A 17817-nucleotide genomic window follows, 5' to 3' on the forward strand; every position below is an offset into this window, starting at 1 on the left:
GCAGTACTAGTGTAAAAATTGATCAGCACCGACCCAGTTGGGACTAAGTCCCGTGAAGAAGTGAAGAAAACGTGATGATAGAAAAGAGAAAATCAAAAGGTATTGTAAGTTGGCCGGAAGACGACAGGCCCAGAGAGAAGTTGCTTAAAAAGGGCGCGGGCGCTTTGAGCAATTCAGAACTTTTGGCCATTTTGTTGCGTACCGGAACAAACGGTACCAGCGCCATTGATCTTGCTCGGAATGTGTTGAAGAAATTTGGTACGTTTCGGGAGATGGCGCACACGGACACCCGAGACTGGAAAGAATTCAAAGGTTTAGGCGGCGCTAAGATTGCCCACATTCAGGCCGCGCTTGAGATCGGGAGGCGCTATCAACAGGATGTTGTGTCCACCGGGAAGCAGAAGATCGCTTCCGCCAAAGACGTTGTTGCTTTAGTCCTGCCCCACATGCGCGACCTTAAGACCGAGGTCTTTAAGGTCGTCTATCTCGATAATAATAATCGAATCATTGATATTTCCGATGCCGCGATAGGAACGGTAGACCATGCCTTTCCCATCATCCGCGAAATAATCCATTCTGCTTTACAAAAATTCGCCAAGTCGATTGTTTGTGTGCATAACCATCCAAGCGGTGAAACTGCGCCAAGCATGCAGGATAAGAAATTTACCAAAGATTTATGCGATGCCGCGCGCCTCATGGAAATCAAGGTGCTGGATCATGTCATTATCGCTGGTGATAAACATTTTAGTTTTGCTGATGAAGGGCTTATATGCTGACAGATTATCACGCCAAATATTTTGCATATGAGCTCACTAAACGATGCGCTTCAGACAGTTTAGAGAAATTATCCGCAACCCTTTCTAATGCCCAAGTTGATTTAAATCCCCATCAAATTGAAGCCGCGCTTTTTGCTTTTCGATCACCGCTTTCCAAAGGCGCGATTCTCGCCGATGAAGTTGGTCTTGGTAAAACAATTGAGGCAGGCATTGTTATTTCCCAGAAGTGGGCGGAGCGGCAGAGAAAAATTCTTATTATTGTTCCAGCGAATTTAAGAAAACAATGGAACGAAGAGTTGTTAGATAAATTTTTCATACCTTCGATTATTCTCGAGAAAAAATCATTTAACGAAGAAATAAAAAAAGGAAATCTGAATCCTTTGAATCAGAAGGATTTAGTTGTTATTTGTTCTTACCATTTTGCCAGATCCAAAGACGTTTATATCAAACAAGCTGGTTTTGATTTAGTAATTATTGATGAAGCTCATCGCCTACGGAATGTTTACAAAGAGTCAAATAAGATTGCCAATGCGATTAAGAACTCATTAAAAGATTTCCCCAAAATACTTTTAACAGCTACTCCGCTTCAAAATTCACTTATTGAACTTTACGGACTAGTCAGTGTTGTTGACGAACAAGTTTTTGGTGATTTGGAAAGCTTTAAAGCTCAATACTGCCACAGTGATCCCCCAAATTATGCGGAATTAAAAGAACGGATTAAACCTGTTTGTCTCCGAACACTAAGAAGGCAGGTTTTGGAATATATCAAATATACCAACCGCATGGCGATCACTCAGGAGTTTTATCCCCGCCAAGAAGAGCAAGACCTCTACAACTTGGTCACTGAATACCTTCAACGGGATAGGCTTTATGCACTTCCAAAAGCTCAAAGGCACTTGATGACGCTGATTTTAAGAAAACTTTTAGCATCGTCCACATATGCCATTGCTGGAACATTGCTGGGGTTAGCTCGTAAACTGGAATTTTTACTTAAAAATCAAGACAAGCCGGAAGTGGTTGAAGATGTTTTATCTCAAGATTATGAGGCGTATGAGGAAACAAAGGATGAGTGGATTGATGATGAAGAAGGCGACGGGGAGGAAAAAGATGAGCCGCCGCAAACAAAATTAACTGCGGAAGATGTTGAGAATATAAATGAGGAAATTGATTTATTGAAGCAAATGCATGAATTGGCAAAGTCTATCGTTAAGAACTCCAAAGGAGAGGTTTTGTTGACTGCCCTTCAGAAAGGATTTGAGGAAGCTCAAAAAAAGGGCGCATTGAAGAAAGCGATTATCTTTACTGAATCCACTCGTACGCAGAGTTATATTCTTGAAATTTTAAATCAAACGGAATACGCAAACAGAATTGTACTTTTTAATGGAAATAACAATAGTCCACAGGCTAGAGAGATTCTTAAAAAGTGGGTTGAGAAAAATAAAGACACAGATCGAATCACAGATTCTTCGACGGCCAATATGAGAGCAGCGTTGGTTGATTTTTTCCGCAATGAAGCCGTGATTATGATTGCAACCGAAGCCGCGGCTGAGGGCATTAATCTTCAGTTTTGTTCTTTGATTGTTAATTATGATCTCCCTTGGAATCCGCAACGCATTGAACAACGTATAGGTCGGTGTCATCGTTATGGTCAAAAACATGATGTGGTGGTTGTTAATTTTTTGAATAAAAAGAATGCTGCGGATGTCAGGGTCTATGAATTGCTTGAGAAGAAGTTTCAGCTTTTTAGCGGGGTGTTTGGGGCTAGTGATGAAATCTTGGGAGCATTGGAATCTGGGGTGGATTTTGAGCGCCGCATCGCACAAATTTATCAAAATTGCCGTACTGAGGAGCAGATTCAAATCTCATTCGACCAGCTACAAAAAGATTTAGAAGAAAACATCTCAGAGAAAATCACCCAAACAAAACAGCGCCTTCTGGAAAGTTTTGACGAAGAAGTGGCCGAGAAATTGAAAATGAATTCTATTCAGAGTAAAGAATATTTGGGCAAGTATGAGGCTTGGTTGTGGGACTTAACGCGGTATTTTCTTGAGCCCTATGCCCGATTTGATCAGGGGGATCACTCCTTCACTTTAGTTAAAAACCCATTTCCTACAGAAAGCATTGACCCCGGTCCTTACAGGATTGGAAAACATATTGATGATGCGCATATTTATAGAGTAGGACACCCGTTAGCCCAAAAAGTCATTAGCCAGTTTAAGAGTAAAAATCTATCAACGGTGGAAGTGCAGTTTGACTACGAGAAATCCGGAAAGAAAATTTCAATATTGGAAGGCTTGGTTAACCGGACGGGGTGGCTTTCCGTCTATAACTTCACTATTCAGTCTTTTGAAGAAGAAGATCATGTTGTTTTATGCGGTTTAACTGAGGATGGTCAAGAGCTTAACGCGGATCAATGCCGAAGGCTTTTTTCACTTCCCGGAAGCGTTATGAATGAGACGGTGCTGGCAGAAAATACAAAAATTAGAATCAAGGAGATCATTGGCAAACGGCAGGCCATGATTTTAGATGCCAATATGCAGCGTAATTCCGGCTTCTTCGATAAAGAAATCGATAAGTTAGACAAGTGGGCTGAAGACAAGCGCAATTCGCTGAAATTATCTTTAAAAGACTTAGACGATGAGATTAAAGAACTCAAAAAGACGGCAAAACAGGCCCAGAGCCTGCCTGATAAATTAGCCGCACAGAAAAAGGTTAAGGCGCTGGAGAAGAAGCGTGACGAAGCTTGGCGAGAATACGATGTCACTGGCCGCAAAGTTGAAGAGGACAAAGATAATCTTATTGAATCAATTGAAAAAAAGCTTACTGCCAAAGAAACGTTGGCAGAAGTTTTTACCATACGCTGGAAAGTTGTTTGATTTTAATTAAAGGAGACCATGATGGGTGAACCAAAGAAAATGGATTTACGCTCGATGGATATGACCGAAGAGCATAAAGCAAAATTGAAGCAGATTTTTCCGCATGTGTTTAATGAGGACAAGATTGATTTTGAACGCCTTAAGCAAACGCTAGGTGAAGATATTGACGCTGGATTGGAACGTTTCGGCTTAACCTGGCCGGGGAAAGCCGAATGCATGAAGATCATTCAACAGCCAAGCATTGGTACCTTAAAACCCTGTAAGGAAGAATCCGTAAACTTTGACACAACTGAGAATCTTTTTATTGAGGGTGATAATCTGGAAGTTTTGAAGCTTTTGCAAAAGTCATATTATGGTAAGGTCAAAATGATCTACATCGACCCACCTTATAACACGGGTAGGGAATTTATTTATCCTGATAAATATTCTGAGACCTTGGAAACCTATTTGGCTTATACCGGTCAGGTTGATGAAGAAGGGAAAAAATTTTCGACAAATACAGAGGCCGATGGGCGGTTTCATTCAAAATGGATAAATATGATGTATCCACGTCTCTTCCTTGCGAGAAATTTATTGAAAGACGATGGGGTGATTTTTATTAGTATTGATGATAATGAAGCAAATAATTTGAGAAAAATATGCGATGAGATTTTTGGAGAAGAGAATTTTCGTGGAGAAATAATAAGGGCGACGGGTACAACAACCGGGCAAGACGGGAGAAAAATCGGGAGTTCTTATGATCTCTGTTTATGCTATTCCAAAAGTCAAGCTTATAAGCTTATAGGGTTGCCTTTGGTCGGTAAAGATTTGAATAGATTTAACAATGATGACAATAATGGTAAGGGGAAGTACGCATTATTGCAATTAAGGAAGACTGGCAATGCTGACAGAAAAGAGGATAGGGAGAAGATGTTTTATCCGATAGTAGCACCGGATGGCACCAAGGTGTTCCCTGTTGGCCCATCTGATTATTTGAGTCGCTGGAGAGTGGGGCCTAAAACTTACGACGAATTCTTAAAAAACGATCTTGTTGTATGGAAGAAATCCAGCGATGAAGAAAATGATGAAGATGATGAGCTTGATGATCAAATAGAAGATGTTGAGCAAGAAGAATCGATCGAGGCGACAGAGAACATTGATATATCTGGATATAAATCTGATTGGAGGCCTTATGTAAAATATTATCTGTCAGGAAGAACAAAACAAGTGTCTAATTTGTGGACAGATATCGACGGGAATAAAAAGGGTAGTTTAGAATTAAAAGAAATATTCAGTAAGAAGAAAGTTTTTGATAACCCAAAGCCGACGGATTTTATCAGTAGACTAATCCGAATTAGTTGTGAAAAATCTGATATTGCGCTCGATTTCTTTGCGGGGAGTAGTACTACCGCCCATGCGATACTTGAACTGAACAAACAAGACAACGGTAACCGTAAATTTATCCTCATTCAGCTTCCCGAATCTTGCACGGAAAAGAGTGAAGCTTTTAAAGCCGGATATAAAACTATTGCCGATATTGGTAAAGAGCGTATTCGTCGAGTTATTAAAAAAATTCAAGATGAAACCAAGGATGAATTAGATTTTCAGAATAATAAAATGGACTTGGGTTTTAAGGTCTTTAAGCTTGATCAATCCAATTTCAAGATTTGGGACGGCGCAGTTGAGCAAACTTCGGATGGAAAAAAGATTGAGAAACAGCTAATGTTGCAAATTGAGCATATTAATCCAAAGGCTACTGAAGACGATGTTTTGTATGAATTGTTACTTAAATCCGGGTTCCCACTAACGACGAAAGTTGGATCTTTACAATTAGCTGGTAAGAAAGTTTATTCGATTGAGGGTGGTGCGTTATTGGTTTGTTTGGATAAAGCATTAACCAAGGAAGTCATAACAGAAATGGCCCGCAAAGAGCCAGCCCGCGTTATTTGCCTTGATGCTGGCTTTAGTGGGAACGATCAATTGAAAACAAATGCGGTTCAAATTATGAAGTCGCATAAAGTGGAAGATTTTAGGACAGTTTAAAAATGAAATTCAAATTTGATGCCAATCAGCAATATCAGTTAGACGCTGTAACCGCGGTGGTTGAGCTCTTTAAAGGGCAGCGTGAAAACCGTGGAGCTTACGAGATCAGCTTTCGCAAAGATACCCAATTTATGGGTCAATCGATGACGCAAACAACTCTTGGCTTGGGGAACAATTTGGATATTGATGACAATATTCTGCAAGATAACCTCGTTTTAACTCAAAAAAATAACAGCATTTTTCAAGAAACCTCTGTTCATTCTCGAGGGCGTAATTTTTCTGTAGAAATGGAAACAGGAACGGGCAAGACTTACGTTTATTTAAGAACGCTTTTTGAGTTGAACAAGGTTTATGGTTTTAAGAAATTTATTATCGTTGTGCCGTCGGTGGCGATTCGAGAGGGAGTTGTAACATCAATTAAGCAAATGGAAACTCATTTCAAGGAATTATATAACAATGTGTCATTTGACAGATTTCTTTACGATTCCAAAGATGTGGCCAAGCTTCGCGGATTTGCTACGAGCAATGAAATGCAGCTGATGATTATCAACATCGATTCATTTAACAAAAAATCTATCAACATCATTTATGACTATCGCGACCAGATGAGCGGCTATAAGCCGATTGAATTTGTGCAGGCAACGAATCCGATTGTTGTGATGGATGAGCCGCAGAATATGGAAAGCGATAAGGCTAAGGAAGCCATTGCCTCTTTGAATCCGTTATGTACTTTGCGTTATTCAGCGACCCACAGAGATAAGTACAATTTGATTTATCAACTCGATCCGATTAAAGCCTTTCAAATGAGATTGGTTAAAAAGATTTCGGTTAATTCAGTAACAGCGGAGAGTGACCCCACGCAGACGTACGTGAAGGTGGAGGAAATCAAGAATCAAAGCGGTACGTTTAAGGTAAAACTTTCTTATTTTGAACAGACCAAAGAAGGTGTTCAAAAGAAAAATAAACAATTCAAACAGCACGACGATCTTTTTGTTGTTTCCAAAGAATATGAGCCGTACCGCAATGGGTTTGTCATTGATGAGATTAACGCGCGGCCGGGAATGGAATTTGTGCGCTTTGCCAATGGTATTCGTTTAGGTCTTGGAGAAGAACAGGGCGGCAATCGAGATGATGTTGTAAAGAAACAAATCAAGGAGACGATTAAAACCCATTTTGAAAAGGAATATCAAGTCAGGGATACGGGTATTAAGGTTTTGTCTTTATTCTTTTTGGATCGGGTTGAGAATTATCGTGTTCATAAAAAGGATGGATACGAACTTGGAAAATATGCTCAATGGTTTGAAGAAATTTATACCAAGTTGGCACAAGAATATCGGACGTTGTTTAAGCAGGACGTTGTAGCCGCCGATAAAGTTCACAACGGTTATTTTGCCAAGGATAAGAAGGGTGATTACAAGAACACTTCGGGTGACACAAAGGACGACGAAGATACTTATTCGTTGATCATGCAGGATAAGGAAAAGCTTTTGGATTTATCTAATCCGCTTAAATTTATATTCTCGCATTCGGCACTTCGGGAAGGCTGGGATAACCCCAATGTGTTTCAGATCTGTAATTTAAGGGAGATGGGGACCGTTACCGAACGCAGGCAAACAATAGGACGAGGACTGCGGCTGCCGGTTTCTGCGTTAACCGGTGAAAGAGTCCGTGATGAATATGTGAACAATTTGGTTGTTATCTGTACAGAATCGTTCAAGGACTTTGTGGAAGGCTTACAGAAAGAATTGGAGGATGATTGCGGCGTTGTCTTTGGACGGTTGCCCATTGAGGCTTTTGTTGGGATTGATTTTCAGCAGTATGGCCTCGATAAGATTGATAAGGCATCTTCTGAGGAGATTTGGCGCCATCTTAAAAAGGATAAAGTGATCGCGGATGATGGATTAATTTTGTCAACTTTTAGAGAAAAGGTAGATGCGCACATTTTTTCAGTCCCGGAGAAATACAAAGAAGTCACGAATGATATTATTCGGGCAATTGAGCGGCATCAAATGGATAAACATATTGAGGATCATAATAAAAGAGTAAAGGTGAAGGTTAATGAAGAAGTTCTTTTAGATCCTGAATTTGAGAAGTTTTGGCGGGCGATCAATACAAAAACAATTTATTCCGTAAAATACTCGACCGATGAGCTTATTGAAAAAGTTGTGCAGGCAATCTCCAAAATGCCGCGTATTGAGCCGCTGAAATTAAGATCGATATTAGTTGGGCTTGATATTGCTCAAAGCGGGATAAAAGCTGTGATGGAGAAAACTCCGGATATTGAGTACGCCAGCAGGGGAGTTTATTTGCCAGATATTTTATCCTATGTGCAAAGTAAGGTTGAACTAACGCGCAGTACAATTTTTCAAATATTAAAGAAGTCCGGCCGTTTAGATGAGTTTACTATCAATCCTCAGCAATTCATGGATTGTGTTGTTAAAGAAATCCGGGATGTTCTTCATCGAATGATCATTGAAGGGATTCAGTATGAAAAACTAGATGAAATATCTTATGAGATGTCTTTATTCCGGGTTGACGAACACAAGATGATGTTTGCGCAGGACAAAATTGTCCCTACGCGCAAATCTGTTTATGACTATATTTTATGGGAATCTGGAGTTGAAAAACGATTTGCTGAAGGGTTAGAGGGTTTAAAGAACATCAAATATTTTATTAAATTGCCCGGGTGGTTTAAGATTGAAACCCCTATTGGCACTTATAATCCAGATTGGGCCATTCTTAAGGAAAACGGAAAAATTGTTTATATGATTCGAGAGACAAAGGCGACGAAGGAACAACTGAAATTGCGTCTCCCTGAAGTCGATAAAATTGAATGCGGCCGCCAGCACTTTCTTGCAATCGGGGTGGACTACGCTGTGGCGACGAGTGTGGAAGAATTATGATAAGAATGTCGGGACGATAAGACCGTTAATCCTATTTTAAAAGCGAGTTAATAAATATCATGAGCGATAAATATAAGGAATTATTTGATTTATCTTTGAGAATTTTGGAGGAAGAACAGCAACGAACGAATAGGCTTGATGAAAAAGCTTCCAAATATTTTAGCGTCCTATCTTTTTTGATTGGCATTTACGGTGTTTTTTGTTCACGGATTATTAGCGATTGCATTCCATTCAAAGGTTGGATGGATATCAGTTTAATAAGTTTGGGGTTTCTTAATCTTGCAGGATTAATTGTCTCTTGGTTCTTATGTTTTGCTGTCTTCAGACAACACGTTATTGTTAAGATTCCCTTGAACGATGAAATGATCAAGTTCTTTAATGACAATGAAGTGGTTGATATTCACTACACATTGTCAAAGGCCAATAAAGATGCGCTTGTGGAGAATCGGCTTATTACCGACAAGAAATCTTATCTATTAGTGTGGACGTATAAAATACTTTCATGGGTATTTGTTTTAATGGTCGTTATGATGTTTGTTTTTGGGCTTAAAATATGGGCTACAAAAAATCACTATAAGAGTGGAGGTGTTGTAATGACTGAGGGAAATAAACCTAAAGAGGAACCCAAGGAAGATCTTAAGCCGCCGATGTATGACCGTATTACAGAAGGTTATGATCCATCGAAGACAAGAAAGATCGAAAAAGGGGTTGTCGAAAAAGATAAGGAAAAGAAGTAGAGGGCTATTCTCTCCAGAGAAATATGCCGGATGACTTATTCGATGAGTTCATGGAATATGATTTCACGATGGGTGCGGACGTCGTGAAATGCCCGCATTGCGGGGCCGATGTGCTGTGCAGTTTGTTTTTCGATAACGAAGTCGAATGCCCGGAGTGTGGGAAGAAGTTTCGAAAGGAGGGGAAAGATTCATGAAAGATCTACTCGACAAGCTATCAACCTATAACCTGTTTAACTACCTTTTTCCCGGTGTTGTTTTTGTTGTTCTGGGCGAAGCGATAACTGATTACTCTTTTGCTCAGCAGGATGTTGTTTTAGGGTTCTTTTTGTACTATTTCATTGGACTTGTGGTCAGCAGGGTTGGATCTCTTGTTGTCGAGCCACTGCTGAAATGGATATCATTTCTTAAATTTGTGGATTATAAAGATTATGTCGCCGCCACTAAGAAAGATGAAAGAGTCGAGCTTTTATCAGAAGTGAATAATACGTATCGTACATTATGTGCATGTTTTGGTTTGCTTGCTCTGCTTAAAGTGGTCGAAGTTTTGGGAAGGAAGTTTTCAATCCCTCAAGGATGGGAGCTTTTTATCCTCGTGTTTGCTTTGCTGGTTATTTTCTTGTTTTCGTACAAGAAGCAATCCGCCTATGTTAAGAAACGAGTAGAGGCTAACAAATAGGATCAAATAGCGAGGTTATTATGGCAAATAAAGCGAAATTCACTTTTTTCAATGTCGGTCAGGGCGATGCAACCTTGTTGGAGTTGCCATCGGGACAATATATGCTCATTGACAACAAGGGAGGAGGAAAAGTTGATGTACGAAAGTATTTAAAGACTATTCTCCCCAAAAAGGACGATAAATATTTTTTGAATTATTTTATGCTAACGCATGCCCATGTGGATCATGTGGGGTCTGTTAATGAATTGTTTGATGATTTTGAAATAGGGGAAATTTGGTATACAGGGTTTGAATTTAAGAAGAAGGAAGAAAAAGATTTGCCCGAGCAGTATAAGCAGTTTTTAAAGAAAATTAAGGAGCGCGAGAAAAAGTATTCGGATAAGGATATCGCCGTAGAGAATGATTTGATTAATTTGCAGATAGGTGATGTCAAATTTGAATTCATGGCGCCTCCAACGCGTGAGGTATGGGATAAGCTTAAAGAGTCAAAAGAAATTAAATCTTATTTGCAGAGGTTAGAAGAAAGTGTTGAAGAGAGTGCCAAAAAATCACTATCTGATCTTATTCATGTGGGTTCAATTATTTGTCGAATAACCTACATGAATTCAAGTGTTTTGATTACGGGGGACGGGGAGTTATTGACGTGGAAGTATTGGATTATGCCGAAGTTTTCGCGCAGTTGCTTTTCGAAATTGCTCCATGCGTCCCATCATGGTTCAAAAGGATTTTTTATCTCTCAGTTTGATTGTGCTAAAGATGAAACTTTTGATGAAAATACCGATGGGTGCTATACCGATGGCTTGCTGTCAATCTCCCCATCAATTGTTGTTGTGACAAATAAGACTAAACCCGGAGATAAAGATCACGAGAGCCCGCCCAATGAATATGCATTGAAACTTTATGCATCGTTCAAGAATGTGAACAGAACTCTTAAGTTTACGAGTGACGGTTCTATCCAATATGTTATTCCGGATGAGCAGATTAGTGCATTAAATATTGATTCTGATAAAAGGTTTGCGGTGGACTCTTCGTCGGAAAAAGCTTCTACAACTTTTGAGAAACCGAGAAGCCCGGCCGTACTATTCCCCAATCGATTCGGATAGAAATATGTTTAGCAAAGAGGAACAAGATGCGATTGAAGAATTTTTTAAAGGGACTCAGAATATTGCAGAAAATACTATTTCTGGAATGTTTCATCTCCGTTCAGTTCCTGCCAGTCCGATCCAAGAGATAACCAGCGGTCAAGTGAATATCAAAATTGTAACGCCCGCGGCTTATCCGCAATATGAAAGCCCTCAGGCTTTCTTTGTAGACGAGCCGTTGTGGATATTTCCACATGTGCGGATGGATGACGGGAAAATATGTCCTCCAGATAGTCGTAGATGGTTTGAGAATCCGACTTTAAGAGGATTTTTGGAATATCTAAGCGAATTTTTAACAAAGGCCGCTGAGAATAATTTAGAAGCAAAAGAAGATTATTATGAATTGCCGCAGTTCCCGGTTGCTAAGCCATTTCATTTGGTTTTTGTTGAGAGAGATCCGCAAAGTTGGATTTCTCGGACAGAATCTGTGATCGGTTTCTTCTCTTATGCTGTTGAGAACCAGTTAATTCAAATACGTAGGTTTAACATTGACCCAAAGGCCTTAAATTCTGATGAGAGATGCGGGATATATATTTGGTATAAGAAAGAGCCCGTGCTTAGATATAAAAGGCCGCCAATTTATTTTCGAGAACTGGCCGAGCTTTTGGAAAGCGAAGGGTTATCCTTCGAAAATTTGGTTAGGGAGGGGATAAAACTATTACCAGAGAAGAAATTCATTGTTATCTTGGGGTTCCCGATTAAGGAAACCAATGGTGGCCCGTTTAATGATATACACTGGCAATCTTTTTTGTTAGATATCTCTGCTTACTATCAAATTTCGAGAAAGCAGAGGAAGAAAAATAAGAAAAAGAAGGTCGATTATAACCTTGCAGTGAGTGATTATAGAAAAGAAGTTGAGAATACAAAGGTCGAATATTTTAAATCACACGATTGTTCCCTTAGGTTTTTATACAGTAGAATTGGAGGGCAGTCCTCGGTAAATAATTGTGCTGTTTTTGGTTGCGGTGCAATTGGCAGTCATCTTTTAGTATTTTTGGCTAAATCTGGTATCGCAAGAATGATCGTATGTGATCATGAAACAATCGAAGCTGGCAATTTATGCAGGCATGCCTTACATTTCAGCAGTGTTGGAAAACTTAAGGCATCTGAAATGGGCAAGGTGTTAAAAGATATTAATCCGTGGGGAGATTTCTCGGTTGCCTTGACAGATATTCTTAATCTGACATCAGATTCAAAAGAAATGCAACAGCTTTTGGAGTATGACCTGTGGATTGATGCCGGATTGCCGGTAAAAGCATCCCTGTATTTGGTGGATCTTGCCAAAAAACATTCGAAACGGATGGTTTCGGCTTTTATTACAAATAAAGCAAAATATTTAATTATTGCGATATCGGGAAAGAATTCTTCACCTGATATTAATGAAATATTGACGCAGATGCGGATTTATATGAGCAATAGCGATGATAGCGATCTCAAAGGGTGTCTTGCTTTGCTCGAATCCCCTGAAAAAGATATAGGAATTAGGCCGAATACAGGATGTTATTTTATGACATTTGAGGCTTCGGAAGCAAGAATGTCCGCGACAACATCCATATTGTATTCTTGTTTAAATGAGTTGTGTGGGGATACTTTTGAGAAGGGTCGGTATTTAATCTATGGTTATGATGATAAGCATTTTACTTATAAGATAATTTTGGATTCCGTAGTATGAAAAATTGGATTGATCATAAATATGATTTATCGGTGATTATGCCGGATTCGATTTGGCAGAAGATGGCACGCTTATGTGAAGAATCTTATCCAAATGAATGCGGTGGGATATTGATTGGTGAGTATTCCGATGATTTGAAGAAGGCTAAGGTTAAAGATATCATGATCTCAAAGGGTAATTCTGGGAAAAGAATGAGTTTCTTGAGAGAGGCGAAAGAGGCGAATAGTTTTTTGAAGAAACTGTGGCGTATAGCATCAGGCACTAAGTATTTTATCGGTGAATGGCATTCACACCCTAATGGTGCCGGATATCCTAGCATTACTGATGATGCCGCTATGTTTCAGGTTGCAAAAAGAGATCAATGCGCTTGTAAGCGACCTGTGTTGATAATATTAAACGGTGGGCCTAAAGTTTGGAAATCGGAAAAATGTTGGGTATATCTTATGGAAGATGAAAGGATTGAATTAATTGCGATTACAGAAGGCATTTCAGGAATAGTTTGATTATGAGATCCGAGATATGGTTCTCGACACAATCATGGATAATCCGCATGGTTCGGGAAGTTCGGAAATAAAACGAAATTTTTTGCTTATGATCCACGAAGTATTCAAGCCAAAACAATTATTCCGCGGCGGGCCAGAAAGTGCAATGCTCAAAGGCCTAACCGCTCTAGATGTCTTGAAATATGAGCAAGAGGAATTAGGCAATAAAGATGTTGTACCTGAACCCGGGATTGATTTGACAAAGATAAAATCTGAAAATTTGGCATGGTTAACCGAGACGGAAGATCAGGCTAGAGAATATGGGGAGGCTTCTAAATCGGATTTAAAAGATTATCGGGTTATCGCTCGTGATTCTGAGGGCGGAGTATTGGTTGAGAAATTGAATGCGGAGAATAAGCCCGTTATTCTCCGCAAGATGAAAGCGGGTAGGGTAAGGTTTTCATAAATAGATTTAAGTCTTAGTGAATAAACAACTTGTATAAAATAATCTGGTTAGTCTTGTCACAAAAATGCACGCTTTTTGTGACAATATCATCTGGAAATTTATAAATTGAGACTTGTGTATGCGGAGAATATGTGTTATATTCTACGCATAGTATGCGGAGATTAAGGCGTCTATTCTCCGCATAGCATAAAGGAAAATTAAATGAAATATATCCACCAATTAGATAACTGGCCAGCTTTCATATGGGATCATAAAGAGATTGCATCCATACTAGGGACTGTGCGCAATCGACAGGGACGTTTGATCGGCCGTATGGAAGCATTGGGTTTTTCTTTGCGTTCAGAGGCAATTTTACAGACACTTACTCTTGATGTTTTAAAAAGCAGTGAAATCGAAGGGGAGATCCTTGATCCTGCCAAAGTGCGATCATCCATTGCGCGAAGATTGGGCATGGATATTGGCGGACTTGTGCCTTCCGATCGTCATGTGGATGGTGTGGTGGAAATGATGCTCGATGCCACACAGAATTTTGATAAGCCCCTTACTCAAGATCGAATGTTTGGCTGGCATGCCAGTTTGTTCCCGACCGGACGTAGCGGAATGCATAAAATTACTGTTGGCGCTTGGCGCGACGATAGCCATGGCCCCATGAGAGTTGTATCCGGTCCTGTTGGCCGTGAGAAGGTGCATTATGAAGCGCCGGAAGCCAGTCGTCTCAAAAGTGAAATGAAGGATTTTTTGAGCTGGTTTAATGGTTCGGCTTCGCTCACCACAGGTGGAACGAAGGATTTAGATCCTGTGCTCAAAGCAGGTATTGCACATTTGTGGTTCGTGACGCTTCATCCCTTTGATGATGGCAATGGGCGTATCGCCCGGGCGATTGCTGATATGCAGCTGGCGCGTGCCGACGGTAGTCGGGAACGTTTTTACAGCATGTCGAATCAGATTCGTCATGAAAGAAATGAATATTATGATGTCCTTGAAAAGACACAGAAAAGTATCCATATCACAAAAGAGGGGATTGATATCACGGCGTGGCTGGTGTGGTTTCTGAACTGTTTGAGTCGGGCGCTGGATACAACTGAAAGTACATTGTCCGGTGTGTTCAAGAAAGCCCGTTTTTGGGATTCTCTTCCTGTCGAATCCATTAACGAACGGCAGAAAATGATCATCAACAAGTTGTTTGACGGCTTTGAAGGTAAACTCACCACTTCAAAATGGGCGAAGATCACAAAGTGTTCGCAGGACACCGCTCATCGGGACATTCTTGATCTTGTTGAGAGAGGTATTCTCGTTAAGGATCCCGCTGGTGGACGCAGTACGAGCTATTCGTTGAAAGAGGCGTGATCAATTCAGGATTGGCCCGTGCTAACACTGTGCTAACAAAATAGCCCGCACCTAGGGCAATCAGGCAGAAACACCATCAAGGCACAAATCGCGCAACTGATAACACCCCTAACAGTTATCAAAAACCAGCAAAAACCAGCAACAGCGTCGGAGCCTCTCATAACCTGAAGGTCTCGGGTTCAAATCCCGACCCCGCAACCAGTTTTCCTCATCAAAAAAACCTTTGCCTTCGGGCAAGGGTTTTTTGGTTTTAAGAGGAAACTGGTTGCGCCCCTGTCCTTGGAAAAGGACAAGGGGCAAGGTACATTATCCCTCACCGCTTTTTTGATTTTATGTTAAAATAAAAAAATGAAAATGGATCACTTCATAGAAGAAGCAATAAAAGAAGCGCAGATCGGTTTATCCGAAGGTGGTATTCCGATCGGAGCTGTGCTTGTCCATCAGGATAAGATCATTGGGCGGGGCCATAATCGCCGGATACAAAAAAATAGCGCTATTCTTCATGGCGAAACAGATGCCCTTGAGAATGCGGGCCGTCAGAAAGCAAGTATTTATCGAGACTGCGTTATGTACACAACTCTTTCTCCGTGCATTATGTGTTCGGGGACAATTCTTCTGTACGGTATCCGTCAAGTTGTTGTTGGGGAAAATAGGAATTTCCTTGGGGCTGAAGACTTATTGAGGCAAAACGGAGTTATGGTTGATGTTTTGCAAAATGATAGATGTATTAAGATGATGGAATCGTTCATCAAAGAAAAGCCGATGCTTTGGAATGAAGATATCGGTAAATAAGATAATCTGCAAGAATAAGTTTAAAAGCCAATATAGATCTTTTGATGATTGGGCTCAATTACAGCGTATGAGTTTTATCGGCTTTAGTCCAATATGAATTCTGGGTTGAAAATCCTTCTTGTCGTCGGCTATTTGTGCATTTTTGGTATTTTACTTAATTATGAAAATGCCTGGATGCATAATGAAGTAGCTGTGACAACGCAAAAATTCTTCGACGGACATCCCTCTTTTCTTGAGCGCGTTTCTCAATGTTTGAATTGGCAGATCTTTGAAGGGGAATATGGCGGAGTTCCCAATAGCCGTGCGCGCATCTTCTCTAATATATTCCAGACATTCAATATTCTATTTAGAAACTGGATCTTTCAATTTATCCCCGTACATCCAAGTCTTTCTTTAACATGGATTGTTGTTTTGGTCCTATGCCCGTATTTTCTATACAAATTTATCAAAAATATTACCGACGATAAGGCGATCGCGCTGATCACGGCATTTCTTTATATCATCAGCCCCGGCGCGCTCATATCGGTCATCATGTTGTTTCTTCCGGGCAAAGCTATTACCAACTTTTTTTGTATCTTTTGCCTTTATCTTGGATCAGTGATCGCAAGAAATATAGAAAAAGCCTCCTGCACATCTTTCAGGCGAGATTTTCTTTTTCTTGTCCTGATGATCATCGCTTCCTTATTCTTTGATGAATATTCACTGTTTATTTTTGTTCTCGTCCCTATTTTCTTCCCGGGGATTTTCCGGCAGCGCCAACAACGTGTTTTTACAACAATTTTATACTTACTGATCCCGGCTGTTTACTATTTTTCGCTCACGTTTTTCTTACCCCAACTTTATGCCTTCGCCGGTTATCCGGGATTTAATTTCTTTGCTTTTTCTGATCATATGGGGATCAGCCAGCGTCTGCCAAACATCGATGTATGGGCGATGATCGTTAACTTTATTCTTCTTTTGCATGATAATCTCTTGGCAGGTTTTAACGCGTATCTTAAGGATCCTTCTGTCAGTGTTCGCGTAACGCAGTTTTATTCTACGGCGAATGAGTTAATTCATGGCGATAATATTCAACTGGGCTGGGATTTTATCAAAGATAAACACATCACTTTCTTTCAAATTCTTCACGGCATTTTTTCTTTTGCAATTCTTGCTGTCGGGGCGTGGGCCTTAGCGGGGAAATGGCGTGATAATCAAAATAAGAAATTACGGACATATTTCTTAAAATCCTTAATGGCTTTGGTTGGGTTTGTGATATTTTTTAGCCTGCTTCATATGACGAGTAATATTTTAGCCGGCTGCGGATATTATGGGTCGTGTTTCAGCGTATTTTTTGCGATCACCGTTGGGTTGGGCTTAAAGTTTATGATGGATAAAACACCGTGGAAAAATGTCCTTATTTGCATTTTTCTGGCCAGCCTAATGGTCAATTCGTTTTATAATATCCGGATGCTGAATTATTCCTGGATAGCGCTGCATTACCGCCAGCGTTATTGGGAGCTATCGATGTGGCTTAATCAGTATCCGCTCCGGGAAATTTACGAAAAGCATTTTGTAAAGGCAAATTCTTCCAACTTAGAATATCCTTATAATTTAAAGAATAATTTTAAGATTACCTATGAGGCGTGGAGAAATCGGAAGGATCCCGGTATTTGCAAAATGATCATTTCCGCCGCGCCGCCGGAATTAAGAGGTTTTTTATTAGCCGAACTGCCCTATATTAAATAGTTTAAATACCAAAGGTTTTATTTTCTTTCTGTGACCGGAAAAACTAGATTCAGCGCATATTCATCATCATCTTTTTTACTCTATGTTAAAATGCGAATGGGATGAAGGGTAAAAAGATACGTGTCCCCGGAAAATATAACTTTTAATTAACAATTTAATCCGGCGCTTGACAGGCCTGGCAATTTGAATGGATGCTGA

At 40.1% G+C, this 17817-nt stretch carries 13 protein-coding genes; all 13 read left to right on the plus strand.

Going from position 1 to position 17817, the window contains the following annotated elements:
• The first annotated feature begins 74 nt into the window (after window positions 1-74).
• The 13 genes from radC to WC676_02835 all read left to right on the plus strand — a co-directional run bounded on the left by radC (window position 75) and on the right by WC676_02835 (window position 17619).
• Window positions 75-776, plus strand: coding sequence for a DNA repair protein RadC (gene radC / locus WC676_02775; GenBank protein ID MFA5059528.1), 702 nt, complete (start codon window positions 75-77; stop codon window positions 774-776).
• The gene (locus WC676_02780) at window positions 770-3652 is read left to right on the plus strand and encodes an SNF2-related protein (protein MFA5059529.1); all 2883 of its coding nucleotides are present in this window, start codon (window positions 770-772) and stop codon (window positions 3650-3652) included. The genes radC and WC676_02780 overlap by 7 nt, the downstream gene beginning before the upstream one ends.
• Before the next feature lie 18 nt (window positions 3653-3670).
• Entirely contained in the window at window positions 3671-5674 is a 2004-nt protein-coding gene (locus WC676_02785) for a site-specific DNA-methyltransferase (GenBank protein MFA5059530.1), read from the plus strand.
• Window positions 5675-5676: 2 nt separating this feature from the next.
• Window positions 5677-8577, plus strand: coding sequence for a DEAD/DEAH box helicase family protein (locus WC676_02790; GenBank protein ID MFA5059531.1), 2901 nt, complete (start codon window positions 5677-5679; stop codon window positions 8575-8577).
• 362 nt (window positions 8578-8939) lie between these two features.
• On the plus strand, window positions 8940-9314 hold the full coding sequence (locus WC676_02795; protein MFA5059532.1) for a hypothetical protein: 375 nt from the start codon (window positions 8940-8942) through the stop codon (window positions 9312-9314).
• Between the two features lie 190 nt (window positions 9315-9504).
• Window positions 9505-9990, plus strand: coding sequence for a hypothetical protein (locus WC676_02800; protein MFA5059533.1), 486 nt, complete (start codon window positions 9505-9507; stop codon window positions 9988-9990).
• A 20-nt stretch (window positions 9991-10010) separates the two neighbouring features.
• Window positions 10011-11093, plus strand: coding sequence for an MBL fold metallo-hydrolase (locus WC676_02805; GenBank protein ID MFA5059534.1), 1083 nt, complete (start codon window positions 10011-10013; stop codon window positions 11091-11093).
• Between the two features lie 4 nt (window positions 11094-11097).
• Window positions 11098-12804, plus strand: a complete 1707-nt coding sequence (locus WC676_02810; protein MFA5059535.1) for a ThiF family adenylyltransferase — start codon at window positions 11098-11100, stop codon at window positions 12802-12804.
• Window positions 12801-13307, plus strand: coding sequence for a Mov34/MPN/PAD-1 family protein (locus WC676_02815; protein MFA5059536.1), 507 nt, complete (start codon window positions 12801-12803; stop codon window positions 13305-13307). The genes WC676_02810 and WC676_02815 overlap by 4 nt, the downstream gene beginning before the upstream one ends.
• 16 nt (window positions 13308-13323) lie before the next feature.
• Window positions 13324-13752, plus strand: coding sequence for a hypothetical protein (locus WC676_02820; GenBank protein ID MFA5059537.1), 429 nt, complete (start codon window positions 13324-13326; stop codon window positions 13750-13752).
• Window positions 13753-13953: 201 nt separating this feature from the next.
• Window positions 13954-15099 carry a Fic family protein gene (locus tag WC676_02825; protein ID MFA5059538.1) on the plus strand — a complete coding sequence of 382 codons (1146 nt, stop codon included), beginning with the start codon at window positions 13954-13956 and terminating at the stop codon, window positions 15097-15099.
• A 354-nt stretch (window positions 15100-15453) separates the two neighbouring features.
• On the plus strand, window positions 15454-15891 hold the full coding sequence (locus WC676_02830) for a nucleoside deaminase (GenBank protein MFA5059539.1): 438 nt from the start codon (window positions 15454-15456) through the stop codon (window positions 15889-15891).
• A gap of 105 nt (window positions 15892-15996) precedes the next feature.
• A complete protein-coding gene (locus tag WC676_02835) occupies window positions 15997-17619 on the plus strand; it encodes a hypothetical protein (GenBank protein MFA5059540.1) in 1623 nt (540 codons plus the stop codon).
• The last annotated feature ends 198 nt before the right edge of the window (window positions 17620-17817 follow it).

It is taken from the genome of Candidatus Omnitrophota bacterium (assembly GCA_041649175.1).
Classification (GTDB): Bacteria; Omnitrophota; Gorgyraeia; order Zapsychrales; family JBAZNR01; genus JBAZNR01.